Origin of the sequence: Luteibacter sp. Sphag1AF, assembly GCF_014192715.1 — a bacterium.
Classification (GTDB): Bacteria; Pseudomonadota; Gammaproteobacteria; order Xanthomonadales; family Rhodanobacteraceae; genus Luteibacter.
Genome location: NZ_JACHYH010000001.1, coordinates 492,074 through 518,483 on the forward strand (window position 1 = coordinate 492,074; position 26,410 = coordinate 518,483).

Consider the following 26,410-nt stretch of genomic DNA (forward strand, 5'->3'; position numbering starts at 1 on the left):
AAATAGACCAACCCGGAGGGCTGGCCCGTGGCGGGTGAACCATGCCCCGCCACGCTATAATCTCCGGTCACTTTGCCAGGCAAGGCCCTCCCGGCCGCGCCATCTCAAGGATCCGCACATGAAGATTCTGGTCGGCTACAAGCGAGTCGTTGATTACAACGTACGAATTCAGGTCAAGCCCGATGGCTCGGGCGTGGTGACCGAGGGCGTCAAGCTCTCCGCGAACCCCTTTGACGATATTGCCCTCGAAGAAGCCCTGCGCCTGCGCGAAAAGGGCATTGCCGAGGAAGTGATCATCGTGGGCATCGGTCCTGCCGACCTCACGGCGCACCTGCGCAACGGCCTGGCCATGGGCGCCAATCGCGCCATCCACGTGCAGACCAGCGAGGCCATCCAGCCGCTGACCGCTGCCCGCACCTTCCTGAAGCTGGTCGAGAAAGAGCAGCCGGGCCTGGTGATCCTGGGCAAGCAGGCCATCGACGACGATGCCAACCAGACTGGCCAGATGCTCGCGGCGCTGTGGGATCGCCCGCAGGCCACGTTTGCCGGCAAGGTAGAGATCGCCGACGGCAAGGCCACGGTCACCCGTGAGGTGGACGCCGGCCTGGAAGTCATCGAAGCCGAGCTGCCGGCCGTCATCACGACCGACCTGCGCCTCAACGAACCCCGCTTCATCAAGCTGCCGGACATCATGAAGGCCAAGTCCAAGCCTATCGACGTCGTCGATTTCGCTTCGCTGGGCGTCGATGCCGCCGATCACGTGAAGGTCACCCATTACGCCGCTCCGCCCAAGCGCAGCAAGGGCGTGATGGTGAAAGACGCCGCCGAACTGGTCGCCGCCCTCAAATCGAAGGGTCTGCTCTAAGCAGCCGCACGGGAGAACATGATGAGCAAGATTCTCGTTATTGCAGAACACCTGGACGGCAAGCTCAACGGTGCCACCGCGCGCGCCGTCAGCGCCGCGCAGGCCGTGAAGCCCGATGCCATCGACGTCATCGTGCTGGCCGACGCGCCGGATGCCATCGCCGCGGAAGCCGCGAAAATCGACGGCGTGACGAAAGTGCTGACCGTGGCCCGCGCCGAAAACGCGCATGCCCTGGCCGCCATCTACGCACCGCAGATTGCGAAGGCTGCCGCCGGTTATACGCACGTGTTCGCGCCCTCCACCACGTTCGGCAAGGACCTCGCTCCGCGCGTGGCCGCGCTGCTCGGTGTGGCTCAGGTCAGCGATGTCATGACCGTGGAAGGCAGCCACAGCTTCAAGCGCCCGATCTACGCAGGCAATGCCATCGTCACAGTCGACGTGCCGGCCGACCAGACGGTCGTGGCCACCATCCGCACGGCTTCGTGGCCGGCTGCCGCCTCAACGGGCTCCGCCCCGGTCGAGGCACTGACCGTCGATGCCACGCTGCCCACGCACACCCGCTTCGTCGAACTGCACCAGGGCAAGAGTGACCGCCCCGACCTGCAGGGTGCGCCGAAGGTCGTGTCCGGTGGCCGTGGTGTGGGCTCGAAGGAAAACTTCGAGATCATCTACAAGTTCGCCGACAAGATCGGCGCCGCCGTGGGCGCTTCGCGCGCTGCGGTCGACGCAGGCTACGTGCCCAATGAAATGCAGGTCGGCCAGACCGGCAAGATCATCGCCCCGGAGCTGTACATCGCCGTGGGCATTTCGGGCGCCATCCAGCACCTGACGGGCATCAAGGACGCCGGCACCATCGTCGCCATCAACAAGGACGGCGAAGCGCCGATCTTCGAGATTGCCGACATCGGCCTCGTGGGTGACCTGTTCAAGATTCTTCCGGAACTTGAGCAGGCGCTCTGATCGACTGATCAGGTGCCGTACGGCTCACATCGTGGCCACGCAGCGTAGGCCACGATGTGACGCCCCAGGGGGATACAACCACCTATAACCATCGCCAGCACGCTGACGCTGGTATACACACAGAGATCGACGGCCCCATGGAAACCAATCCGCGACCCCTATGTGTCGACCTTGATGGAACGCTGATCCACACCGATCTGCTGGTGGAATCGGGGCTGGCACTCATCCATCGCAATCCGCTTTTCATCGTCGCCATGATCTGGTGGCTTTTTCAGGGTCGCGTCGTCCTGAAGCGGGAAATCGCACGCCGCACGCAGATCCGCACCGACCTCCTTCCTTATCACAAAGAACTTCTCGCCTGGTTGCGGGAGGAGGCAACTCATCGCCCGCTGATCCTTGTGACCGCCACCCATCAGAGCATCGCCTCGGGCGTGGTGGACCATATCGGTATCTTCTCCGAACTGATCGCTACCGACGACACCGCCAACGTGTCGGGCAGGGAGAAGGCACGGCGTCTGGTAGCTCGCTTCGGTGAGCGGGGCTTCGACTACGCGGGCAACCATCGCGTAGACATTCACGTGTGGGAACACGCGCACGAAGCCATCGTGATCAGCAATAGTCCCCGACTGCGCGAGGAAGCAGCCCGCGCGGCCCAGACCACCCGCACATTCGACACCCACCAGCTCACGCCGCGTGTCTGGCTAAAAGCCCTGCGCCTGCACCAGTGGATCAAGAATGCCCTCATTTTCATCCCGCTCCTCGCATCCCATCGGGTATTTGAGCGTGAGGCCGTCATCGCCTCGGTCATTGCATTCCTGAGTTTCGGCCTCTGCGCGTCTGGCGTGTACCTCCTGAACGACCTGCTGGACCTGGACGCCGACCGCGCGCATCGCACCAAGCGAAATCGCCCGTTTGCCTCCGGCCGCATGAATCTTCTGTGGGGCATGGTTGCCACGCCGCTGCTCACGCTGGCGGCGTTCGCCCTGGCGTTGACCACGTTGCCGCCGGCCTTCGCCTGGCTGCTGCTCGCCTATCTGGCCGCCACTCTCGCCTACTCGTTCAAGATCAAGCGAGTGGAAGTCCTGGACGTGATCACGCTTGCCGCGCTTTATACGGTACGCATCATTGGCGGCACGTTCGCCATCGGCAGCCCGCTGTCCTTCTGGCTGCTGGCCTTCTCGGTCTTCATTTTCCTCAGCCTCGCCATCCTCAAGCGTTGCGTCGAGCTGGAGGTTGCGCTCAGGAAGGGCGTCACGGCCATCGCGGGACGCGCGTACACAACCGATGACCTGCCGGTGATCCAGCCCATGGGCGTGGCCAGCGGCTATCTCAGCGTGCTGGTGCTTGCGCTTTACATCAACAGCGCGGCCAGCGAACAGCTTTACCGCCATCCAGCCATGCTGTGGCTGGTGTGCCCATGCCTCCTTTACTGGGTAACCCGCGCGTGGCTCATCGCCCATCGCGGCAAGATGATCGACGACCCGGTGGTCTTCGCCGTTACGGATCGCACCAGCCAGATCATCCTGGCCGTCGCCGGGCTTTTTGCGCTGCTGTCGGTCTGAACGTTTTGCCCGCTTTCCAATCCGCACCTGCGGCACTGTGAGTCCATGCATACCTTTTTCTTCAGCGCGGCATTTGCCCTGATCTTCATCGCCCTGATCCTGATCGGGTATCCGTTTGCCCGCCTTTCCAGGCTGGAAGCGAAGCCATCGCGCATTTTCTGGGCCCCGGCCCTCGCCATGGCTGTGCTGATCGCGATCACACGCAGCCTCGCGTACGTCATGCCCATCGACCTTGCCATGCCCTGGTTGCTGGCATTGCTGGGCCTGTGGTTGATTGCCACATGGACACGCGCCTCGGTACGTGCCGATTTCTGCGCGGACGCCACGGCCACCAGTGGCATGACATTCGCCCTGTGCATCCTCGGCATCGTGATGGCGGTCGTGCTTTGCAATCTGCCCATCCCGTTGTACGGCGCCATCCTCTTCGAGGGCACGTCCAATCACGACAGCATCTACTACGTGACCAACGCGCGCTGGATGATGGCGCACGCGTCCACCGAGACGCTGGCCTACTCGCCGCTGGACCCGTTCTACTCGATCTCCCGCTTCTTCTTTGCCGACCACGCTCCGCTGGGCCGCATTGGCAGCGAAGCGCTGCTCGGATTCGTGAGCTCAGTGGCGCGCCGCGATCCGGTGTATCTGTACAACCCCATGCAGGCGGTGGCCACGGCCACCGGCATCTTTGCGCTGTACGCGTTGCTCCCGCACAACGTTGCGACCATGATGAAGCGCATCTCGCTGCGCAGCGCATGTGTAGCCATCAGCCTGGCTCTGGCGCCCGCCGCCATGCAGATGGTGCTCAATTCCAATTTCGCGAATGCCTTCGGCACGATCCTGCTGACTGCATTCGTCGTGTTCGCCTGCCGCTCGCGGCCTGCGTGGCTGGACCCGATCCCGGCTGTCATCTTCGCGGCGTTGCTGGCCACGTATGCCGAGCTGGCGCCCATCGGCCTGGGCGTGGTGGGCAGCATCATGCTTTGCACGTGGCTTCTGCGCGAGGCCACATTCACCGAAGCTGTGGTCCGTGGCGTCAGGATTCTTTGTGTCGTCGCTCTTGGCGCAATCGTGTTTTTCTGGATCAGCTCGTCGGCCATCTGGGTCATCAAGGGCGCGTACTTCGAGGCTTCAACCCAGGGGACGGCATGGGGTGACCCGTATGCCGGGCTGAAAGGCCCCCGCTACCTCGTGGCGTTCCTCACCACGACCCGTGGCGTGCTTGAGCACATCCCCAAAGGAGCCATCTGGCTTTCCATCCTTGTGGTGATTGCCAGCGCGCTTCTCGCCCGGCGCGAGAAGAAAGAAGAACCTTTCTATATCGGTGTGGCACTCGGTTTCCTTGTGCTGGCCGGCATGATCGTGTTCAAGGAATTCAACTACGGAAAAATGAAGATCGCGGAGTATTTCTCGCTCTTCCTGCCTCCCATGATGCTGTTCGCCGTCGCACGCGCCCCCGGCACACGGAAGCGCTGGTCCGGTGCGCTGTCCACTCTGGCCCTCGTGCTGATAGCGGGCCTGCACATTTCCTGTGCCTACGCGATGGTGATGCAGAGCCTGAACTTCGGCGAGAAGAAGCACATCAACACAGACCTGATGACCATTTCCGCCGCCGCATCAGCGCATGCGAATGGCCGTCCGATTTCGGCCCGATTCACCGAACAGCCGTATTTCTTCTCGATGTGGTTTACCTATTTCGCGAAGACACCTGTCGTGTTCTCCAACGATTTTGGCGGAGGCGGCTACCTTGCCAGCTACACCAACGACCACCCGGCCGCGCCGTTTGAAAGCGCGCCGCTCGCCGTAGGCCAGGATGAATACATGCGGGCTGCGTCGTTCCCGGCCGAACCGGTGCTCACCAGGGGACGCTTCACCGTGATCGACCTCGAACACGGAAGCCGCTTCTCGGTATCGGGCCTGCATGCCAACGAAGGTCCGTTCTCGTGGATGCCGAAGGAAATCACCATCACGGTCCATGGCGAGCGCGCAAAGTACATCAACGCTGTATTCGCTCATCGGTTCATTCCTGAATCGCCGACGGAACCTGTCACTATCCGCACGGATGAAAGCACCTGCGAGACGGAGTTCGATGCCGAACGCAATGAGGTGTCGTTCCCGCTGCCACCAGGGAAAAAGCACACCATCACCATCACGGCCCGCGGTCGTGCCGAAAGTCCGCAGACACTGATTGAAGGGTCCGGTGACGCGCGCGTGCTGACCTACCAGGTATCGGCGATGTCGCTATCGGACAAGCCGTTGTTTACCCCGATTCATTGCACGAGCCCCTGACATGCCTATCATCCTGCTGCTTCCCATCGTCTTCCTCGGGGCTCTGCTCAGCGCGTTTGGCGGCATTCTGCTCAAGTGGGGCGCTGTTGAACTGACACCCATGCAACGGCCGACCGACCTGCTGCTCATCTTCCTCAACTGGAAGATCATGGCAGGCCTTTTCATGTATTTCGTGCCCGCGGTGATGTGGATTCTTCTGCTGCGCAAGGTGGAACTGAGCCTTCTCCAGCCCCTGATGTCCATGGTGTATGTCATCACGCCGCTGCTGGCGATCTACTTTTTCAACGAGCAGGTAACGGTGCAGCGCTGGGCTGGCATCGCCATCATCGTTGCCGGCGTCGTCGTCATTTCGAGGTCCTGAAGCCATGGCACGCCGGAAACGCCTCCTCGTCGTACTGAGCTACTACCACCCGTACATCAGTGGTGTGTCCGAATACGCCAAGCTGCTGGCCGAAGGACTTTCCGCCGATTACGACGTCACCGTGCTCACCGGGCAGCACGATCCGTCGCTTCCTGTGTTTGAACGGATGCACGGCGTGGACGTTCACCGGGCGCCTGCGCTCCTGTTCCTGCACAAGGGCTACATCAGCCCGGCGCTGGCCCGACAGTACCGCGCACTTGCCGCGATGTCGGATGTCGTCAATTTCCATCTTCCGATGCTGGATGTGGCCTGGCTCGCTCGCCTGACGCCGCGGCGCGTACCGGTCATCACCACCTATCAGTGCGATGTGCAGGCCATTGGTGGCCTGGTCGACCGACTGGCCGTTGCCGCGGTGAACCACGCGTCACGCACCTGCCTGCGGCGTTCCTCGCGCGTGGTCGTCCTCTCTCGCGACTACGCCGACGGCTCTGAAATCGTGGCGGCACAGCCCACGCATCTCGTCGAAGGCTATGCGCCTATCAAAGACAACGGCCCGGGTATTGCGATCAATCGTCCTATCAACCACGAGGCGCCTGTCATCGGCTTCCTTGGCCGGTTTGTCGCCGAAAAAGGCATCGACGTACTGATCGAGGCCTTCGCACACGTACTGGCACAGCGACCGGACGCGAGGCTGATCCTCGCAGGTGACTACAAAAACGTCGCCGGCGGCTCGATTTATCCGCAAATCGAAAAGCGAATCACCGGCTTTGGCGACCGCATCGAGTTGCTGGGCCGCATCGGGGACGACGAACTGGGCGCTTTCTATGGCCAGCTGGACGTTTTCGTGCTCCCCAGCGTCAATGCCTACGAGGCATTTGGCATGGTGCAGGTGGAAGCCATGTTCACGGGCGTGCCTGTGGTGGCCAGCGACATGCGGGGTGTGCGTGTGCCCGTGCGCCTGACGGGCGCGGGCGAACTGGCACCGCCCGGCGATGCCTCCGCCCTGGCCGCCGCCATCCTGCGCTGCGTGGACGTCCGGGCGGGCACATCACGCCAGGCCATCCGCGAGGCCGCCCTGGGGGTGTTTTCCAATGCAGCCTTCGTGCAGCGTTACGCGGGCATGATCGAAGAACTGGCACCTGAAACGGATGAAAGCACCCGCTGAAAGGTGCGTTCAGACTATTCAGCGCCGTCGCTGCGGGGGCCGTATACTTCGGCGCAACGGAATTTTGGACGGAGTTGAACCAACATGATAGTTCCGGTCATTCTCAGCGGTGGAAGCGGCACGCGCCTGTGGCCCCTTTCCCGGCAGAATCGCCCCAAGCAGTTCCTGGCCCTGGTCGGGGACAGCACGCTGTTCCAGCAGACCGTCGAGCGCACCGCCAAGCTGAATGACGCCGCCGCACCGATCGTCGTGTGCAGCGAGGATCATCGCTTCACGGTTGCCGAGCAGCTTCAGGACCTGGGCATCAAAGGCGCTTCCATCCTTCTGGAACCCAGCCCGCGCAATACCGCTCCGGCCATCGCTCTTGCCGCGATGCACGCTCTGGCCGCCGATGCGAACGCCGTCCTGCTGGTTCTTCCGGCCGACCACCTGATCGGCAAGGAATCGAGCTTCGTCAGCGCCGTTTCCCGCGCCACTCCGCTGGCCGACGATGGCTGGCTGGTGACCTTCGGCATCCGTCCGGAAGCGCCGGAAACCGGCTTTGGCTACATCCGCCGTGATCGCGCGCTCTCTGACGCCGGTTTCACCGTGGGTAGCTTTGTCGAGAAGCCGGACATGGACACCGCCCGACGCTACGTCGAAAGCGGCGAGTACGACTGGAACTCAGGCATGTTCCTGTTCTCGGCAGCGCGCTACCTCGAAGAACTGAAAGCTCATTCGCCCGACATCCACGCCGCTTCCCAGGCCGTGTTCCAGACTGCCCATGGCGACCTGGACTTCGTGCGCTTCGACAAGGCCGCAATGGATGCCGTGCCGGACAATTCCATCGACTACGCGGTCATGGAAAAGACCGACCGCGCAGCCGTTGTGCCCGTCAGCTGCGCCTGGAGCGACATCGGCTCCTGGTCGGCACTGTGGGAAGCGTCGGACAAAGACACCGACGGCAACGTGACCGATGGCGATGTGATCGCACTGGACACCCGCAACACGCTGGTGCGCACTCATGCACGCCACCTGGTTGCCACCATCGGACTGGATGACGTCGTCATCATCGCCACGCCCGACGCTACGCTGGTGGCCGCACGCGACAAGGTCCAGGACGTGAAAAAGCTGGTCGACCGACTGAAGAAGGATGGCCGCAGCGAACATCTGGCGCATCGCGAAGTGTATCGTCCCTGGGGAAGCTACGACTCCATCGACATGGGCGAGCGATTCCAGGTCAAGCGCATCGTTGTGAAGCCGGGTTCCGTACTCAGCCTGCAAATGCACCACCATCGCGCCGAGCACTGGATTGTCGTATCCGGCACGGCGGAAGTGACCTGTGGCGAGAAAGTCTTCCTGCTGACGGAAAACCAGAGTACTTATATCCCGCTCGGGGTGACCCACCGTCTGCGTAACGTAGGCAAGGTGCCGCTGGAACTCATCGAAGTTCAGTCCGGCAGCTATCTTGGCGAAGACGACATCGTTCGCTTCGAGGATATCTACGGGCGCGCATGAATCCGCAAATCGTTTGTAACAGGGAGCTGTAATGTCGAATGCAGTCCATCCGCGCTACGACAATAGTTACTACGAGGGTAATCAGCAGGACAGGGATCGCCCTGCCCTGCTGCTCTACCAGCGATGGGTAAAGCGCTACCTTCCTCCCGGCCCGGTGCTCGACTTCGGTTGCGGGATGGGGCATTTGTTGAAGCGCCTGTCATCTGACAGGGATGTGTCAGGCGTCGAAGCCAGCGCCTGGGCAGCAGAACAATCCAGGAAGCGCTGCCCGACCTCCACGGTCTACCCCTCGCTGATGGATTGCCCGGATAGCGCATTCGCAGGCATCGTCTCCATTCACGTCATCGAACATATCGACGACGAAGGCCTGGACGGCGTGCTTCAGCAGTTTTCACGCGTGCTGAAGCCGGGCGGAAAGCTTCTGCTGGTGACGCCGGACGCCACGGGCTGGGCATCGCGCAAGAAAGGCAAGGACTGGCATGCACTCACTGATCCGACGCACATCAACCTGAAAGGACACGCCGCCTGGCGTGACCTTTTCCTGAAGCACGGATTCAGTGTACTGAAGGAAGGCGCAGACGGCCTCTACGACTTCCCGTATCCGCCCCGCTCATCAAAGCTGATGGATGTTGGGCTGCGGGGCTGGCCCACGCTCACGCAGTTTGCGGCGGGCCGGATGATCCTGGCCCCCGGCACGGGGGAATCGTCCATCTTCCTGCTGGGTCGACGCGCCGCGTAACGCCGCGCGCCGACCCGCAAGCGCTCAGCTTCAGCCCGCTTCGATCAGACCGCGCAGCTCAGCCGTTTTCGCATCCAGCAACGCGGCGTCGCCACGTGTTTCCACATTGAGTCGCAGCAGCGGCTCGGTGTTGGACGAACGCAAATTGAAGCGCCACGTGTCAAACGCCATGCTCACGCCGTCAATGTGATCGACGGACGGCTGTTGCGTCTGGAAATGAGCCACCACGCGGGCCACCGTACGGGCGGCATCGGAAACGCGGAAGTTGATTTCGCCGCTGCATGGATAGGCGGCCATGCGCTCTTCCAGCATGTCGGCCAGCGACACGCCCGTCTTGCAGATCCGCTCTGCCACCAGCAGCCACGGAATCATGCCCGAATCGCAATATGCGAAATCGCGGAAGTAGTGATGCGCGCTCATTTCACCGCCATAGACGGCATCTTCGCTACGCATGCGTTCCTTGATGAAGGCATGGCCCGTTTTGCTTTCCACCGCGATGCCACCGGCAGAGGCCACCATGTCCACCGTGTTCCAGGTCAGCCGCGGGTCGTGGATGATCTTCGAGCCGGGGTGCTTTTCCAGAAGCTGTGCGGCCAGCAGGCCAACGATGTAATAGCCTTCGATGAAACGACCCTGCGCGTCGAACAGGAAGCAGCGATCGAAGTCGCCGTCCCATGCAATACCGAAGTCAGCGCCGGATTCGACTACCGCCTGCGCCGTTGCATCGCGGTTCTCCGGCAGCAGGGGATTGGGAATGCCATGCGGGAAATGTCCATCCGGCTCGTGGTTGACGCGCACGAACTCGAACGGAAGACGCCCAGCGAGAAGGTCCACAATCAGACCTGCGCCACCGTTGCCCGCATTGACGACAATCTTCAGCGGCTTGAGCGTCGAGGTATCAATGTAGCCCAGCAGGTGCTCGATATAGGCCGTCTTGTCGTGATCGACAAGCACGTTGCCGCGCGTCGCCGCCACCGGACCAAATGCGTTGTCTTCGACCATGCGCTCGATGTCGCGCAAGCCTGTGTCGCCACTGATCGGACGCGACTCTTCGCGTACCAGCTTCATGCCGTTGTAGTCGATGGGATTGTGACTGGCCGTGACCATCACGCCACCGGCAACCTTGCGATGCGAGGTCTGGAAATAAACTTCTTCCGTGCCACACAGGCCGATGTCGATGGCATCGCGGCCTTCGTCGTTCAGGCCACGAATCACGGCGGCTGCAAACGCAGGGCTGTCCAGACGGATGTCGTACCCGACGACCACTGCCCCGTCACCCAGCGCGTGCGCCATGCCGCGACCAATGCGGTAGGCAATGTCTTCGTTCAATTCGTCAGGAACGCGCCCGCGAATGTCGTAGGCCTTGAAGCAATGCATGGAGAACGTCCTCTGGCGTCAGTGTGACGCGTCTTTGTGCTCGTACATCCACTGCAGGGTCGTTTGCAGCGGAATGATGGCCAGGGGGCCGATGACGCTGGCCAGCCGGCGGTTGTCGCCCGTCAGTCGGGCTACCTCGTTGCCACGAACGAAGGCAGGGTTGACCCGAACCTCGATCGTGTAGCCCGCGATCTGCTCCATCATGCGGATGACTTCGGTCAGTGAAACCGATACACCCGAACACAGGTTGATCGCCAGGCCGGCCGCCTTCTCCGTAGACGAAAGCAGGCGTACGTAAGCGTCAGCAACGAAGCGGACGTCCTGGAAGTCACGCGCCACATCAATATTGCCGAGTTCGATCACGCGTTCGCCGCGCTGAAAGTGCGAGACGATTTTCGGCAAAAGGAACTGCGGCGACTGGCCGATGCCCGTGTAGTTGAACGGACGCGTCAGGATGATCGGCAGACGATCAGCCCAGAGGCGAGCCATGTATTCCATGGCCAGCTTGCTGACGGCGTAATCGTTGGCCGGCTGCGGCGCAACCGACTCATCCAGCACCTCGACGTCGCTGTTGCCGTAGATGTTGGCGCTGCTCGCGAGCAGTACGGCCTTGGGGCGCTCTTCAAGCGACGCCAGGGCATCCAGCAGATAGCGCGTGCCGACCACGTTCGTGCGGTACATCTGATCCGTGTCGCCGTGGGCGACGAAGGCGATGGCCGCAAGATGGATGACCGCGTGAGGCTTCGACGCAGCGACCGCCGATGCCACGGCAGTGCGGTCCAGCAGATCAATGCTTTCGGCGTCGAGATTGGCCGGATCAACGGTGAGCCCGTGCACGATGTAACCAGCCGCCTGCAGTGCATCCACTACATAGCGACCGGTAAAACCGCGGTGCCCCGTTACCAGAACCCGTTGGCTGGACGTATCAGAAGGAAGCGTCACGTTCGTTCCGGCGCAGGTCTGCTTCCACCATCATGCGGCAAAGATCTTCCAGCGAGGTCTGCGGCTTCCAGCCCAGCTTTTCCAGTGCCTTGGCCGGATCGCCGATCAGAAGTTCCACCTCAGCCGGACGATAGAATTTCGGATTGATCTTGACGAGCGTCTTGCCGGTAGCCTTGCAGACGCCGATTTCATTCTCTTCCAAACCGGACCATTCAATCGCGATGTCGACCGCCGCAAAGGCCAGCGTGACGAAGTCACGCACGGTTTCCGTGCGGTTGGTTGCCAGGACGAAGGTATCGGGCTCGTCGGCCTGCAGCATGCGCCACATACCTTCCACGTATTCCTTCGCAAAACCCCAGTCGCGCTTCGCGTCGAGGTTGCCCAGTTCCAGTTGATCGAGCTTGCCGAGTTTGATCTTGGCGACCGAGTCGGTGATCTTGCGTGTCACAAACTCACGGCCGCGCAGCGGCGACTCGTGATTGAAGAGGATGCCGCTGGAACCGAAGATGCCGTACGACTCGCGGTAATTCACCGTGATCCAGTGCGCGTAGAGCTTGGCCACGCCGTAAGGGCTACGCGGATAGAAGGGCGTATCTTCCTTCTGCGGTACAGCCTGCACCTTGCCAAACATCTCCGAGGTGGATGCCTGGTAGAAGCGGATCTTCGGATTGACGATGCGGATGGCTTCAAGCAGGTGCAGCGCGCCAACTCCCGTGATGTGCGCCGTGGTGGCCGGCTGGTCAAACGACACGCCCACGAAACTCTGCGCAGCGAGGTTGTACACCTCGGTGGCACCCGTGGTTTGCAGCAGACGAATAGCCGAGCCCATGTCGGTCAGATCGAATTCGACCAGTTCCAGGTTCGGGTGGTTCTGAATGCCCAGCTCTTCGATGCGCCAGAAATTCACCGAGCTCGTGCGCCGGTAGGTGCCAAAGACCCGGTAGCCCTTCTCGAGCAGAAGCTCGGCGAGATAGGCGCCGTCTTGGCCCGAAATTCCAGTGATCAGTGCTGTCTTCATGTGTGTCCGTCGCTACAAATGATTGATTCTTCGGGGCAGGCATTCTCCGTGACCGGGCCCGCCTACTCAAGTCGAACGGGGCACGTCGTTCAGGACGCGCCAGCCCTCACCTCGGGACGATGGGCAGGAACCAGCTCCAGACCGTGGAAAACCACGTCGGCTGCCCCATCGACCATGACACGAATCCGGAAGTCGAGAACATCTTCCGGGACATTTACGTTCAGTTTGCCCAGGTAGCCGGCATCGCCATGCAACGCCGTCGACTCAAGACGCCATGAGCCCGCGTGTGCTTCGACGTCCACCCACGCGACGCCCGCAGGAGAATGACGCTTGCCATGAAGGCGTAATTCATAGGTACCGCTGGCCACCGGGAATTCCGGCGTGCCGAACAGGACCCCAGGCGAGCCATCAGCCTGCCGGCTGCAGCGGCGCAAGATACCGGTGGATGTCTGTGCGCGGTAGTCCGAAGCGCCAAAGCGTCGATAGGAACCGGGCGTCCAGCTCTGGTACCAGTTGCCATGGACCGCCACACCCTCCAGTTGCCGGGCGCTTTGCTGCCAGGTAAGCCACGGCATGCCCGTGGATGCCGGTGCCTCGCCAGCAGCATACAAATCAAGCCACGCAATGATGGACGAGGCCATGCCCTCGGGCTCCATGCCCGAAAAATAATGGGCATGCTCCCCAGCCACTTCCTTGAACACCGGCAGGTCGCGGGCGATGATCGGCAAGCCGTATTGCGCGGCCTCGATCAGCGGGAGACCGAAGCCCTCGCCTTCCGACGCAGCCAGCAGAGCCGACGCTGTGTGGTACATCGCGATCAGCTGGCGATCATCTGCCCGCTCCAGCCAGAACAGGCGACGACCGGCTTCGGGATGATTGCGCAGGCGAAGGACCAGCTCATCCACGCGCCAGCCGGGTTTGCCAACGAGGATCAGGTTGACGTTGTGGCCGGTGCTCCAGAGGATGTCGAACGCATCCAGCGTCTGCGCGTGCCCCTTGCGCGGTTCGATGGTGCCCACCATGAGAAAAGAGGGACGGCCACCCAGATCAAGTCCGACAGCGCCGTCCAGCATAGCCGGCTCGGCGGTGGGCACCAGATCGGCACCCAGGTGGAAGTAGCCGATCTTGACCGGTCGACCGCGCGCCGGCATCGACTGGTCAAGCCACGTGCGGAATTCGTCCGCGACCGTGCGCGAAATGCAGATGATGCCATCGGACAATTCGGCCACCGCTTCATACCAGCGCCGGAACGTCGGCAACCCAGCTTCGTCGAAACAGTCGGGCCGGAGCAGCGGCAACAGGTCGTACACCACGAAGTGAATCTGTACGCCACGGCTGCGCATCCAGACGTACGTATCACGCAAATACGGCACCAGATGTGCGGCCAGATCCAAGCCGACAAAAATATCGCCCGACATGAACGTCACCGGCTCATCGTCGGGGATGGGCAATTCCGGGAAGAAACGCTTCTGGCAATACGAGCGTGCGTAACGGAAGATGCCATCGTCGTTGATGTACACCGGCTCGACCCGATAGCCCTCGGGCGGCAACGCCATCATCTCGGCCACGATATGGCGCACCACGCGCTGAATGCCGGTGAGCGCGTCTTCGATCACCAGATGGGAGATATCGACGAACACCGTTTTCTGCGATTGCGCGCGCGGCTGATTGCGCGAGACGGCCATCGCCAGCCGTGCCAGGTCGTCGTCATCCCAACGGTCGATATGAGGAACAGCGGCCAGCCGGTCAACCAGTGAGCGCACGTCAACGCGACCACTGCTCGCGGGAATGGGCTCATGGCTGGCATTCAACCAGGCCGGGTCCGCGTATTTAAGATCATGCGACGTCAGGTCTGCAAAAGCATCTGCCGCTATTGGACCCGCCACACGATGCAGGGCGGCATAGCCCTTCGCCCGATAAATCAAACCGACAAGCATTCGGCGATCCACGACTTCCAGCTCACGAAGCGCCTGGGTCACACCCTCGCCCGTGGGCAGGAGTGTGGCATTCATTCCCTTGGCCGCAAGAAGCAGCGGCGCCGCCGCTGCATCGTCATGAACCTGCATGAACAATTCATGGAAAGGCGACGATTCAAGCGTCGACAACGCCTTCTTCTTCCATCCTTCGGGGAACGAAGCGGAAACAAAACCTGTGTGATTCAGATCGCCGTAGACATCGACGTGCGATGGAGCGCGCGCCTGGATACTTGCGATAGCCGCCACATCCAGCGCCTGCGAAGCCAGCACGGCGACCACCGGAGCGGACGTCGAAATGCTGGCAGCTTCAGGGCGGTGCCTGTGCGCGTGCGCGGCTGCGGTGATCGCCGCCCACGCCTTCGCAGCAGATGCTTCCCAGGAAAATCCCTTGATCTGTCGCGCAGCATGCTCGCGAGCACGTTGACGGAATGCCTCGTCAGTCAGTCCGCGATGCATGGATGCGGTGATATCTGCGATATCCAGCGGATCGAAGAGCGCTTCTGGCGAATTGATGACCTCCGGCAGGCTAGTCGTATTGGACCCCAGCACAACGGCGCCGCAAGACATAGCCTCCAGCGCAGGCAAACCAAAGCCTTCATGCGTCGACGGAAATATGTAGAGCGAACACGCGTTATAAAGCTTGATCAGCTCGGCATCGGATACAAATCCGGTGAACACCACATCGCTTTCATGCAGGCCCGCCTGCTCGCGAACCGCAGTGAGCTCACCCAGTTCCTTCGGCGCGATATTTCCAACCAGGGCGAGCTGATGCTCCGCACGCACGGCGGGAGAAAGCGCCGCATAGGCCTTGATAAGGGATGCGAGGTTCTTGCGATGGTCAAAGCCACCCGCGTACATCACAAACGAGCGCTCAATGCCGTGTTTGCGACCCACGGACGCTACGGTAGCGTCGGGCAGCACGCGGAAGATGCCATCAACCGCCGCCGAAATATTCACCACTTTCGCGGCATCGACGTCCAGCAGTTGCATGGCTTCCTGACGGGTCGCCTCGGAAATGCCAAGCAACAGGTCGCAGCGCTTCAGATGGTCCAGCTTGCGCATGTACCAGGGACGAATGCCGTCACTGCCCAGATAAATGTCGGGCATCACCAGTGGGATGAGGTCGAAGAGAATGGCCACCTGCAGCGCACGCGAGTGCGCCGGCACGGAGGTCACTACCGAATCCACCCAGCCATCCACCATGCTGGCGGTAAGAATCACATCGGCATGAAGACTTTCCAGAAAGCTCTCGCGCAGCAGTTCAGCTGCCGCATTGCGCGAGTGATTGGCCGCGTGCATGGATGCCGTGGGCACCAGGCTTTCCCACGCAACGATACGTTCGGGCGGAATCACGCCATCGAACATGTCGCGCAGGGTGCCCACCGAATCGGGCATGGAGCCATTGAGTGCAATCCAGACTTCGTGGCCTTCATTTCCTTTGGCCATGGCCATGCAAAGCGACAGGCAATAGCGACCTACCCCACGAATTCGTCCGTCAGGTGACTGACATGCCTGCATATCCACAACGACGCGCATGGCTCCACCTCCCAATCAGAAAATTATTTGCGTCGACCGATCGCGTCTTTGAGCATCCCCTGGATAGCCACGGCCTCAGATGACATCGCACTCGGCGTCTGCGCGCCAACCACCGGAGCGACCCCATGAGGAAAAAGGAAACGCCGGATTCGCCGTCCAAGCCGCGTTTCCGGACCAGCCAGCGACGCTGCCACCCTTCGCAACGGCCCGATCTTCAGAATTCCGCGGACCAGCGGCCTCCCTGCACGGGCAAGCTTCACGACCAGCGGACGGCTGATGCTCCAGGTTCTGCGCGCAACTCTGCGGGAGAATAGGACACCGGATCGCAAAGGTTTCGTGATGCGCCACGATGTGCTGGTGGTAAGTGCCAGAATCGCCTCGTCCTGCCGCTTGAGCTGCTCGCGAAGGCCTTCGGTCATCACCAGGAATTCATGCTGCCGGCGCAAAAGCTGATCCACCTCGCTCGTGGACCCGCTACGACCCGCCGCATGGCGACGCTGACGGTCCCCGTAAAGCGAATCAATTTCAGCACGAAGCGCCGCGATCTCTGCATCGGCGCCCGCCGCGCGGGCTATTGCCTCGTCACGTTCCGTCTGGGCAGCGATTGCCTGGCGCTGATGTTCAGCACGCCAATGCTCGTAGTGGGCGGCCACCTTACGAAGGCTCTCGGCAGCGCCCGCCGTGGCCGAACGGGCACCCTCCAGTTCCAGCGTGATGGCACGCAGACGCACGTGCGCCGCATCCAGCTGATCGTGCGCGGCCTTGTCACCCACGCGCACGAAATCATCGAAGATGTTTGGCGGGAAGGCGAAAGCCGGCAGCAAATCGGATTTCTCGCTGGCGACATAGAACCGATTCAGGCCGTCGTCGTAAGCAAGCACGTAGCCGCGATCCGTCAGCAGGTATTCCCATGGCTGGTGATTGGGAATCTGGCTATTGGGTTCAACCGCTTCCAGCAAGATGATCCAGGGACGTACGGTGTCCAGCGAGATCGACTGCAGCGCTGCCTTCTCGGCGCCCTCGCAGTCGATCTTGAGGAAATGGACTTCCTTGACGTTGTTTCTTGCAAGGATATCGTCCAGGCGGCGCGTCGGAACACGACGCTCGGTAACGGTACGCCCCTCCGCCCGCGCGCGCGCTGCGAAAGTTTCATCCGTTGTGGAAAGACCTGTACCGACAACCTCGAACAGCCGCAGCTCGCCGTCTTCGGAACCGATGGCGACGTTCTCATTGATGTCGTAAGGACGGTCCTGCTGAAGCATCTCGAACCAGGTGGAAACCGGCTCCACGTTGATGCCACGCCAGCCCTTCAGAGAGAAGGCCTTGGTCACCGATTCGGTCACCGGATGCTGCGCGCCAACGTCCACGTAAAAGCCGTGCCTCACGTTCTTGAGAACACGATTGAGGATCACGTCCTCGTAATTCTGCGCAAAACTGACGAACGTCATACTGGCTCTACATCAATGTGAGGGGGAATCCAGGCACTGCCCACAAAGTGCGGGTGCGAGTGATTCGCCACGGTGAAAATCATGGCCAGATCGCGCCACTCGTAGTTATCAACCAGATGAGTATCCGTGCTGACCAGAGCGGTGGATATAGAATAGGTCCCTTGTCCGAGATTGACCGGGAAGCGCGCACGATAAACGACGCGCTGACCCGCCTGGACATCCTCCAGCACCTGCCTGGTGTGGTGCGTATTGGTGCCGAACATCGACTGGCCCAGGCGGTCCTTGATGACGTAGCCGAGAACCAGACGCGGGATGGCGGATTTCGCATGCACGGTGATGCGCAGCTCGACTGACTGCCCCACATCCACGAATTCCACGGCCCGACCGTCGTCCGCATACATGTGGATGTCTTCCACCACGGCCTCGAACGTGCCGGAAATCGTTTGCAGCTGCCCACCCTCAAGACGCTCGGTTTTCATGGAGCTGTTTTCGCGCTCGGCAATCAGCGCGTTATAGGCGTCCATGACTTCTACCGGGTCGCCATCTTGAAGAATGCGGCCACCCTGCAACAGGATGGCGCGATCGCAAAGGCTCTGAATCGCAGAGCTGTCATGTGACACGATCATCAGGCTGGTGCCGAGCTCGCGGAATTCCTTGATGCGCTTGAAGCACTTGTGCTGAAAATACGCATCACCAACCGACAGCGCTTCATCAACAATGAGGATATCGGGGCGAAAAGCTGTGGCAACGCTGAAAGCCACGCGCATCTGCATGCCGCTGGAGTACGTGCGAACGTGCTCGTCGAAGTAATCGCCGATTTCGGAGAAGCTTTCGATGTCCGGCATTGCCTTGTCGATCTGTTCGCGGGTGAAGCCCATGAGGCCCGCCGCGTGATACACGTTCTGGCGACCCGTCAGGTCCGGACTGAATCCCATGCCCAGTTCCAGAATGGCAGCGATACGGCCATTCACCTCAACACTGCCCGACGAGGGCATGAGTGTGCGGGTGACGAGCTTCAGCAACGTGCTTTTACCCGCGCCGTTCTGACCCACGATGCCGATGGCTTCACCGCGCCCGACCGCGAAGGTCATGTCGCGGATGACCCAGTGCTCTTCGCGCGGCGTGACCTTGACGCCGAACCAGCTGGCGAAACGCTTCAGCTCGCTGCCGTAGTCGCGGAACGCTTTGGACAGACCTGTGACCTTCAGTACAGCGTCGCTCATAGCACGTCCACCATTTCCGGGGCGGCCCGGCGAAACACGATGAAAGAAAGTCCGAGCAACACCACCGAACCCAATGCGGTCCACAGCAGCGGCATGAGTTGCGGCGCCTTGCCGTAGAGCATCACGTCCTGAAAGCCGGTCACGATGTAGTACATCGGATTCAACGCGATGATGCTGCGGAACCCGTTGCCGAGAATGCCCGCCGTGTAGACGATGGGCGTGACCCAGAACCACAGCTGCAGAACCACGGCCATGATCTGGCCCACGTCACGAACAAACACGTTCAGTACGCCGAGCAGGAGGCCCAGCCCCAGCGAGAAGGCGACGTTCACGGCCACAAGCAGGGGCAGCCAGAGCAGCGCCCAGGTGGGCGGATGGCCGACAATGGCAAAAATGAAAACGGTGGCCGCGAAAAGAAACGCGTTGCCGACCAGGGCGGTGCCTACGCCGATGAACGGAAGACAGACCCGGGGGAAGAAGATCTTCTTCATCAGGTTGCCGTTATCGACAAACAGATTCAACGAGCGCTGGATGATCTCGACAAACAACGACCAGGCAAGCATGCCGGCCATCAGATAGATGGAATAGGCATACTGGTTGGTGACGCCCGGAAGTTTCGCAGCCATCACGCGCGAAAGCACGAGCGAATAGATCGCCACCTGCGCCAGAGGCTGCAGCACCATCCAAAGTCCGCCCAGACGGCTGCGCGCGAAGCGCGCCTTCAGGTCATTTTTGACGGACGACAGGATGAAATGCCGGTATCGCCAGACCGAACGGGCCATTTCGCTCATGTGCGGATTAATCCATAAGTTCGGTGAAAAAACACAATCGTGCAGCCGCGTGCATGACACGGGTGGATAACGTGCGACGTCGCCGGGCAGAACGACACCCGGCGACGCTGTGTCCGGACCTCTTCACTCCCTCACTTGGAGAGTGCGAAGGCCAGCTCGTTGCGCAAATCAGCCACATCCTCCACACCCACCGACAGGCGGATCAGCCCGTCGCTGATGCCCAGGCGCTTGCGGTTGGCCGGCGGGATGGAGGCGTGGGTCATGATCGCCGGATGCTCGATCAGGCTTTCCACACCGCCCAGCGACTCGGCCAGCGCGAACAGTTCGCAGCGCTCCAGCATGCGGCGGGCAGCGCGGACGCCACCCTTCACTTCGGCCGAAATGATGCCGCCGAAGCCGTCCATCTGTTTCTTCGCCAGCGAATGCTGCGGATGGGATTTCAGGCCCGGGTAGATCACCCGCTCGATGGCCGGGTGCTTCTCCAGCCATGCCGCCAGGTGCTGGGCCGACTCGCAATGCGCCTTCATGCGCAGGTGCAGGGTCTTCAGGCCACGCATGGCCAGGAACGAATCGAAGGGACCGGAAACCGCGCCTACCGAGTTCTGCAGGAAGGCCATCTGTTCGGCCATTTCCGCATTGGCCGCGACGACGATGCCGCCGACCATGTCCGAGTGGCCGTTGAGGTACTTGGTGGCCGAATGCAGCACCAGGTCCGCGCCGAACTCGATGGGGCGCTGGAGCATCGGCGAGCAGAAGGTGTTGTCGACGACGAGGATCAGGCCGTGCTTCTTGGCAAACGCGGCGATTTTGGCCAGGTCAACCAGCTTGAGCATCGGGTTGGTCGGCGTTTCGGCCCAGATCATGCGCGTGTTGGGCTTCAGCGCCGCCTTGAGGGCGGACATGTCGTTCAGATCAACGAAGCTGAAGTCCAGACCGGCCGAGCGGCGACGGACCCGCTCGAACAGGCGGTACGTGCCGCCGTACAGATCGTCCATTGCGATGACGTGGCTGCCGGTGTCCAGCATGTCCAGCACGGTGGCCGCGCCCGCCAGGCCCGAACCGAACGCGAAGCCGGCCACGCCGCCTTCCAGATCGGCCACGCAGCGCTCGTAGGCCATGCGGGTGGGGTTCTGCGTACGCGAATACTCGTAGCCCTTGTGCTTGCCCGGGCTTTCCTGGACATAGGTCGAGGTCGCGTAGATCGGCGTCATGATGGCGCCGGTAGACGGATCAGGCTGCTGGCCTGCGTGGATCGCGCGCGTGCCGAGACCGAGCGAGGCTTCTTTAGTTTTGTTTTTCAATGTCTTATCCAAAACTGTCGGGGCGGCACGGGGCCGGAACCAAGGTCAAAGGAGCACATCTTAACGCCCTTGGGCGCCCGTACCGAGCCAAGTCTGAAGCGCCGTTCACCTCGGAACCCGCCGCCAGCCCCGAATTTTGGCAATACAGCGACGGCCAAGGCATTATCTGCGGGATCGTTTCGACCTGACCGCCGCGGTCGTCCCAGTGGCTCATGAGACTACCCATGCCTGTCCTTCTCGTTACCGGTGGTGCCGGCTTCATCGGCGGCAACTTTGTCCTTCGCGCCGTGGCGGCTGGCCACCACGTCATCACGCTGGACAAGCTGACCTATGCGGGCAACGTTGCCACGCTGGACAGCGTGCGCCAATCGTCCGCACACACTTTCGTTCATGGCGACATCGGCGACCGGGCCCTGGTGGCTTCGCTGCTCGCGACCCATCGTCCTGACGCCATTGTCCATTTCGCCGCCGAATCACATGTAGACCGCTCCATCGACGGCCCGGCCGCGTTTGTGGAAACCAACGTCGTCGGGACTCTGGCCCTGCTGGAGTGCGCGCGGGATTACTGGCGTGACCTCGCGGCCGACGAAGCCAGCCGCTTCCGCTTCCTGCACGTCTCCACCGACGAGGTCTATGGATCGCTGGGCAGCGAGGGCCGCTTTACGGAAAGCACGCCCTACGCACCCAACTCGCCCTACTCCGCCTCGAAGGCGGCGTCCGATCACCTCGTGCGCGCGTTTCACCATACCTACGGCTTGCCCACGCTCACTACCAACTGCTCGAACAACTACGGGCCGTTCCAGTTTCCCGAGAAGCTGATCCCGCTGGTCATCCAGAAGGCGCTGGCCGGCGAACCGCTTCCTGTGTACGGCGACGGCCTGAATGTGCGCGACTGGCTGTTCGTGGAAGATCACTGCGATGCGATTGCCGCGGTGCTGTCGCGCGGCGTGCCCGGCGCCGTTTACAACGTGGGCGGCGAGGAAGAGCACACCAACATCGACGTCGTGCGCACGGTCTGCCGCTTGCTGGACGAGCGTCGTCCTCAGGCTGCCGGCCCGCATGAACGCCTCATCACGTTCGTGCGCGACCGTCCGGGCCACGACCGCCGCTACGCGATTGATGCCACCCGCCTGCGCGAAGCCACCGGATGGCGCCCGAGCCACGACTTTGCCGCCGGCATGGCGCGAACGGTGGACTGGTATCTGGCCAACGGCCCGTGGGTTACCAGTATTCTGGATGGTAGTTACCGCATGGAAAGGCTGGGCGCATGACCGCACGCAAGGGCATCATTCTGGCCGGCGGCTCCGGCACACGGCTTTATCCGATCACCCAGGGCGTCAGCAAGCAGCTGCTGCCGGTGTACGACAAGCCGATGATCTATTACCCGCTGGGCACCCTGATGCTGGCGGGCATTCGCGACATCCTGGTCATCAACACGCCGCACGAGCAGCCCATGTTCCAGCGCCTTCTGGGCGATGGTTCGCAATGGGGCCTCAACATCCAGTACGCGGTACAGCCCTCACCCGATGGCCTTGCCCAGGCGTTCCTCATCGGCGAGCGCTTTCTGGATGGCGGCCCGAGCTGCCTGGTACTGGGCGACAACATCTTCTACGGCGAAAGTTTCACCGACCGCCTGATCCGCGCCGACCAGCGAACCTGCGGCGCGTCGATTTTCGGTTATTGGGTCCGTGATCCCGAACGCTACGGCGTAGCCAGTTTCGATAGCGACGGCCGGGTCATCGACATCGAAGAAAAGCCGGCGCATCCCCGCTCCCATTACGCAGTGACGGGTCTGTATTTCTATGACGGCGACGCATCGCGCTATGCACGCGAGCTGAAACCTTCGTCCCGCGGCGAGCTGGAAATCACCGACCTCAACCGCCGCTACCTGCGCGAAGGCAAGCTGCATCTTGAACAGCTCGGGCGCGGACATGCGTGGCTGGATACCGGCACCCACGAATCGCTGATGGAAGCCGGAAGCTACGTGCAGACCATCGAGAATCGCCAGGGCCTGAAAATCTGCTGCCCTGAGGAAATCGCCTTCGAGCAGGGCTGGATCAACCGCGAGCAACTGCTTGCGTTGGCGGCTCCGCTGTCCAAAGTCGGCTACGGTCAGTATCTTCTGCGCCTCGCCAGTCAGGAAGCCTCATCGTGAAGTTCATCGACACATCGCTTCCGGGCGTACAGATCATTGAGCCCCGGGTCCACGGCGATGCGCGCGGTTACTTTTTTGAGAGCTTCAACAAGGCCACCTTCGAACAAGCCGGCATAGACACCTCGTTCGTGCAGACCAATGTCTCGCGCTCACGCCGCGGCGTGCTGCGCGGGCTGCACTACCAATGGCCCAACCCGCAGGGCAAGCTGGTCAGCGTGCTGGAAGGCGAAGTCTGGGATGTGGCTGTCGACATCCGCCCGGACTCCCCCACGTATCGCCAATGGTTCGCCGCCGTACTGTCGGCTGAGAACGCGCGACACCTGTGGATACCGGAAGGCTTTGCGCATGGCTTCTGCGTGCTGTCGCCGTTTGCCACGTTCTCCTATCAATGCACCTCGCTTTACGACCGCGAAGGCGACGCCGCCATCGCGTGGAACGACGATGCCTTTGCGATTGACTGGCCCATCGCTGAGCCCGATCTGTCCGACAAGGACGCGCGCGCACCGTGGCTGGTAGACGTCCCTCGCCACCGGCTTCCCGATTTCGTCCCGTGAAAACGCTGCTGATCGGGGCCGACGGGCAACTGGGACGTTATCTCAGGCAAGCACTTGCAGGCCGTGGCGAGCTGACCTGCTGCACGCGCCAGGGTCGTGATGGTGACCTTGCCTGCGACCTCACCGATCTGCCGGCACTCACACGTGTACTCACCGATGTGGCGCCGGCGCTCATCGTCAATGCAGCCGCCTATACGGCGGTGGACAAGGCGGAGGCCGAGCCCGGCCTCGCCGCGTTGCTCAATGCAGACGTGGTACGCGTCATCGGCGAATGGGCGGCCACGGCAGGATCGGCCGTGATCCACTATTCGACCGACTACGTATTCGACGGCACGGCCACACGCCCGTACCGGGAATCGGACACGCCGACACCGGCAAACGCGTACGGCGCCAGCAAACTCGCCGGTGAAGTGGCGCTTGCGCGCTCCGCCGCCGACCATCTCATACTGCGCACAGCCTGGGTCTACAGCCGGACTGGCCGCAACTTCCTCACCACGATGCTGCGTCTGGCCAGCACCATGCCGCGCCTGCGGGTAGTGGCCGACCAGATCGGCTCGCCCACCAGCGCGCCAGACATCGCGCAAATCACGGCACAGATCGCAGCGCGCTGGATGAGCGGCTCCTTGCAGGAACGTGGCGCGCTGTCGGGCGTTTATCACCTGACCGCACAGGGCAGCACATCGTGGCATGGCTTCGCCGAGGCGATTGTCGCGCAGGCTCATGCGGCCGGCCTGCTGTCGCTGGCACCTCCGGTCGACGCCATTACCACCGCGCAATATCCGACCCCCGCCACACGACCGGCGTATTCGGTGCTGGACACAAGCAAGCTCGCGGCCACATTCGATATCCAGGCGCCCACGTGGCAGCGCGGATTGCACGACGTGCTGGCTACCGTCACTGACCCGTCATAAAGCACTGCTAGCTTCCCGCCACGCAAAGCGCCCGCACTCTCCTGCGGCGCCCGGAAGGTGGCCAGACAGTTGTGACCGTCGACAAACAGGGCACCTGGCCCGCCCTCATCGCTGACAACGGCGACCTGTTGCGTCGTTTCATCGCGCGACGCGTTGCCCACCGCTGGGACACCCAGGACCTCATCCAGGAGGTCTATCTGCGCATCCTTCGCGCACAGAACGGGACTGACACAGATATCCGTCACCCGAAAGCCTATCTTTTCACCATCGCCGCGAACCTCATCAAGGAACGCAGCCTCTCCGCCAGCCGGATGAGCACGGGCGAAGAGTCGCTGGACGACATCCTGGACCGGCTCGCCACACCCTGCGATGCCGAAGCATCCATCGACCGCGACCTGCGCCGCGAGCGCCTGGCCACCCTGCTGTCGAGGCTGTCTCCTAAGTGCCGCGCCGTACTCATCATGCATTACCGCGACGAACTGCCCTATCGCGATATCGCCGAGCGCCTGTCCATCTCCACCAACATGGTGAAGAAGTATGTGGTGAAGGGACTTGCTGCGTGCCGCGAGGGGATGTCGCGTTATGAATAGTCCTGCGCGCCCGCGCTTCGGTAATGCGCGCGTACGAAGCGTGGTGGAACAGGCGGCCGAATGGTACGTGGAACTTGGCGACGACAATGATGCAGCGATGGAGGCACGCTTCATGGCGTGGCTTGCTGAAGCGCCTGAGCACGTGGCCGAATATCTGGCCATCGCCCAGTTGCACGGCGACCTGAAAGCCATCTCGCGCACGCAGGGCGTGCCCACCCGTGACCTGGTCGCCTCGGCGGCTGCGGAGCCGGCCGTGGTTCCGATTCGTCCCCCTGTGCCGCCCCGCACATCCTCAACCGCCCGGCCGCGCCGACGCATGTGGCGTGGCGCATTGGCGGCGTGCGCGTGTCTCGCAGTGGCAGGCGCAGCGCTGCTCTCAGGCTTGGGCACATCGCAGGACGGACAGATCTATACCAACAACACCGCATCTGTCCGCGAAATCACTCTGCCTGACGGCACGGTGATCCAACTCGACAAGGCAAGCCGCGTCGCCGTGAACTTCGACGCACGCCTTCGCAGAGTGGACATCCAGCGTGGCGGTGCACTCATCGACGTGGGCAAAGACCCTGTCCGCCCGCTGCTGGTGACGATGGGCTCGCACATCATCCAGGATATCGGCACCGTGTTCGACGTGCATCGCGTACCCGGTCGCGACAGCGTGACCGTCATCAATGGTCAGGTCACTGTGTGGACCCAGCAACATCCCTGGATCGACGCGCTGAATCGGCGCATGACCGGCACGCTCATTACCGGGAACGTCGTCGCCAACCTCAGCGCGGGCGAGCGCGTGAATCTGGATGCCGATGGCGGCGTGTCGCGCATGCGCGAATCAAGCACTGCATCTACGCTCGCCTGGATGCCATCGGACATCCGCTTCCAGCACGCGCAGATAAGCGAGGTCGCACGTCAGTTCAACCGGCACACTACCCTGCCGCTGGTCATCGAAGACAGGCAGATCGGCAAACGGGAAATCAGCGGCGTGTTCCACGCCGACGACGCGGATGCTTTCGTCGCCTGGCTTGCCACGCAGCCGGGCGTGCACGTGGAACGGGAATCGAATGAAATCCGCATTCGCGCGTCAGAGCACCCGGTGGCCCGACAAGGGAGCACTGTAAGAAAAGATTCACGAAAATAGCGGTACCCGAATCCTCTGCAC

General features: G+C 62.0%; 22 protein-coding genes. 14 read left to right on the forward strand and 8 right to left on the reverse strand.

The window, feature by feature from the left end; genetic code table 11:
- The first annotated feature begins 118 nt into the window (after positions 1-118).
- From FHW69_RS02250 to FHW69_RS02285, 8 genes are all read left to right on the forward strand, one after another.
- A complete protein-coding gene (locus tag FHW69_RS02250) occupies positions 119-865 on the forward strand; it encodes an electron transfer flavoprotein subunit beta/FixA family protein (RefSeq protein WP_183421386.1) in 747 nt (248 codons plus the stop codon).
- Positions 866-886: 21 nt separating this feature from the next.
- The gene (locus FHW69_RS02255; protein WP_183421387.1) at positions 887-1,825 is read left to right on the forward strand and encodes an electron transfer flavoprotein subunit alpha/FixB family protein; all 939 of its coding nucleotides are present in this window, start codon (positions 887-889) and stop codon (positions 1,823-1,825) included.
- A 137-nt stretch (positions 1,826-1,962) separates the two neighbouring features.
- Positions 1,963-3,387 carry a UbiA family prenyltransferase gene (locus tag FHW69_RS02260; RefSeq protein WP_183421388.1) on the forward strand — a complete coding sequence of 475 codons (1,425 nt, stop codon included), beginning with the start codon at positions 1,963-1,965 and terminating at the stop codon, positions 3,385-3,387.
- A gap of 45 nt (positions 3,388-3,432) precedes the next feature.
- On the forward strand, positions 3,433-5,670 hold the full coding sequence (locus FHW69_RS02265; RefSeq protein ID WP_183421389.1) for a hypothetical protein: 2,238 nt from the start codon (positions 3,433-3,435) through the stop codon (positions 5,668-5,670).
- Position 5,671: 1 nt separating this feature from the next.
- Entirely contained in the window at positions 5,672-6,031 is a 360-nt protein-coding gene (locus FHW69_RS02270) for an EamA family transporter (RefSeq protein ID WP_183421390.1), read from the forward strand.
- Between the two features lie 4 nt (positions 6,032-6,035).
- Positions 6,036-7,196: a glycosyltransferase family 4 protein gene (locus FHW69_RS02275; RefSeq protein ID WP_183421391.1), complete on the forward strand. Its 1,161-nt coding sequence runs from the start codon at positions 6,036-6,038 to the stop codon at positions 7,194-7,196.
- An 84-nt stretch (positions 7,197-7,280) separates the two neighbouring features.
- Positions 7,281-8,693 (forward strand): mannose-1-phosphate guanylyltransferase/mannose-6-phosphate isomerase, encoded by a 1,413-nt coding sequence (locus tag FHW69_RS02280; RefSeq protein ID WP_183421392.1) that lies wholly within the window; start codon positions 7,281-7,283, stop codon positions 8,691-8,693.
- Positions 8,694-8,724: 31 nt separating this feature from the next.
- Positions 8,725-9,432: a class I SAM-dependent methyltransferase gene (locus FHW69_RS02285; RefSeq protein ID WP_183421393.1), complete on the forward strand. Its 708-nt coding sequence runs from the start codon at positions 8,725-8,727 to the stop codon at positions 9,430-9,432.
- 30 nt (positions 9,433-9,462) lie between these two features.
- Here the strand turns inward: FHW69_RS02285 and FHW69_RS02290 are convergent, their stop codons facing one another.
- The 8 genes from FHW69_RS02290 to FHW69_RS02325 form a co-directional block, all read right to left on the reverse strand.
- Positions 9,463-10,809 carry a phosphomannomutase gene (locus tag FHW69_RS02290; protein WP_183421394.1) on the reverse strand — a complete coding sequence of 449 codons (1,347 nt, stop codon included), beginning with the start codon at positions 10,807-10,809 and terminating at the stop codon, positions 9,463-9,465.
- Between the two features lie 18 nt (positions 10,810-10,827).
- A complete protein-coding gene (locus tag FHW69_RS02295) occupies positions 10,828-11,751 on the reverse strand; it encodes an NAD-dependent epimerase/dehydratase family protein (protein ID WP_183421395.1) in 924 nt (307 codons plus the stop codon).
- Positions 11,735-12,769: a GDP-mannose 4,6-dehydratase gene (gene gmd, locus FHW69_RS02300; protein WP_183421396.1), complete on the reverse strand. Its 1,035-nt coding sequence runs from the start codon at positions 12,767-12,769 to the stop codon at positions 11,735-11,737. The genes FHW69_RS02295 and gmd overlap by 17 nt, the downstream gene beginning before the upstream one ends.
- A gap of 89 nt (positions 12,770-12,858) precedes the next feature.
- A complete protein-coding gene (locus FHW69_RS02305) occupies positions 12,859-16,191 on the reverse strand; it encodes a glycosyltransferase family 1 protein (protein WP_183421397.1) in 3,333 nt (1,110 codons plus the stop codon).
- A gap of 113 nt (positions 16,192-16,304) precedes the next feature.
- A complete protein-coding gene (locus FHW69_RS02310) occupies positions 16,305-17,729 on the reverse strand; it encodes an FkbM family methyltransferase (RefSeq protein ID WP_183421398.1) in 1,425 nt (474 codons plus the stop codon).
- Positions 17,726-18,952 (reverse strand): ABC transporter ATP-binding protein, encoded by a 1,227-nt coding sequence (locus tag FHW69_RS02315; RefSeq protein WP_183421399.1) that lies wholly within the window; start codon positions 18,950-18,952, stop codon positions 17,726-17,728. The genes FHW69_RS02310 and FHW69_RS02315 overlap by 4 nt, the downstream gene beginning before the upstream one ends.
- Positions 18,949-19,743: an ABC transporter permease gene (locus tag FHW69_RS02320; RefSeq protein WP_183421400.1), complete on the reverse strand. Its 795-nt coding sequence runs from the start codon at positions 19,741-19,743 to the stop codon at positions 18,949-18,951. The genes FHW69_RS02315 and FHW69_RS02320 overlap by 4 nt, the downstream gene beginning before the upstream one ends.
- A gap of 131 nt (positions 19,744-19,874) precedes the next feature.
- Positions 19,875-21,044: a PLP-dependent aspartate aminotransferase family protein gene (locus tag FHW69_RS02325; protein WP_183421401.1), complete on the reverse strand. Its 1,170-nt coding sequence runs from the start codon at positions 21,042-21,044 to the stop codon at positions 19,875-19,877.
- Positions 21,045-21,268: 224 nt separating this feature from the next.
- On the opposite strand from FHW69_RS02325, the gene rfbB reads away from it, so the two are divergent.
- From rfbB to FHW69_RS02355, 6 genes are all read left to right on the forward strand, one after another.
- Positions 21,269-22,315 carry a dTDP-glucose 4,6-dehydratase gene (gene rfbB / locus FHW69_RS02330; protein WP_183421402.1) on the forward strand — a complete coding sequence of 349 codons (1,047 nt, stop codon included), beginning with the start codon at positions 21,269-21,271 and terminating at the stop codon, positions 22,313-22,315.
- On the forward strand, positions 22,312-23,199 hold the full coding sequence (gene rfbA, locus FHW69_RS02335; RefSeq protein WP_183421403.1) for a glucose-1-phosphate thymidylyltransferase RfbA: 888 nt from the start codon (positions 22,312-22,314) through the stop codon (positions 23,197-23,199). Before rfbB ends, rfbA begins: the two co-directional genes overlap by 4 nt.
- Entirely contained in the window at positions 23,196-23,753 is a 558-nt protein-coding gene (gene rfbC / locus FHW69_RS02340) for a dTDP-4-dehydrorhamnose 3,5-epimerase (RefSeq protein ID WP_183421404.1), read from the forward strand. The genes rfbA and rfbC overlap by 4 nt, the downstream gene beginning before the upstream one ends.
- Positions 23,750-24,664 (forward strand): dTDP-4-dehydrorhamnose reductase, encoded by a 915-nt coding sequence (gene rfbD, locus FHW69_RS02345; protein WP_183421405.1) that lies wholly within the window; start codon positions 23,750-23,752, stop codon positions 24,662-24,664. The genes rfbC and rfbD overlap by 4 nt, the downstream gene beginning before the upstream one ends.
- A 71-nt stretch (positions 24,665-24,735) precedes the next feature.
- Complete coding sequence (locus FHW69_RS02350; RefSeq protein ID WP_183421406.1) at positions 24,736-25,254, forward strand: sigma-70 family RNA polymerase sigma factor; 519 nt, start codon at positions 24,736-24,738, stop codon at positions 25,252-25,254.
- Positions 25,247-26,389 (forward strand): FecR domain-containing protein, encoded by a 1,143-nt coding sequence (locus FHW69_RS02355; RefSeq protein WP_183421407.1) that lies wholly within the window; start codon positions 25,247-25,249, stop codon positions 26,387-26,389. The genes FHW69_RS02350 and FHW69_RS02355 overlap by 8 nt, the downstream gene beginning before the upstream one ends.
- Positions 26,390-26,410: the final 21 nt, after the last annotated feature.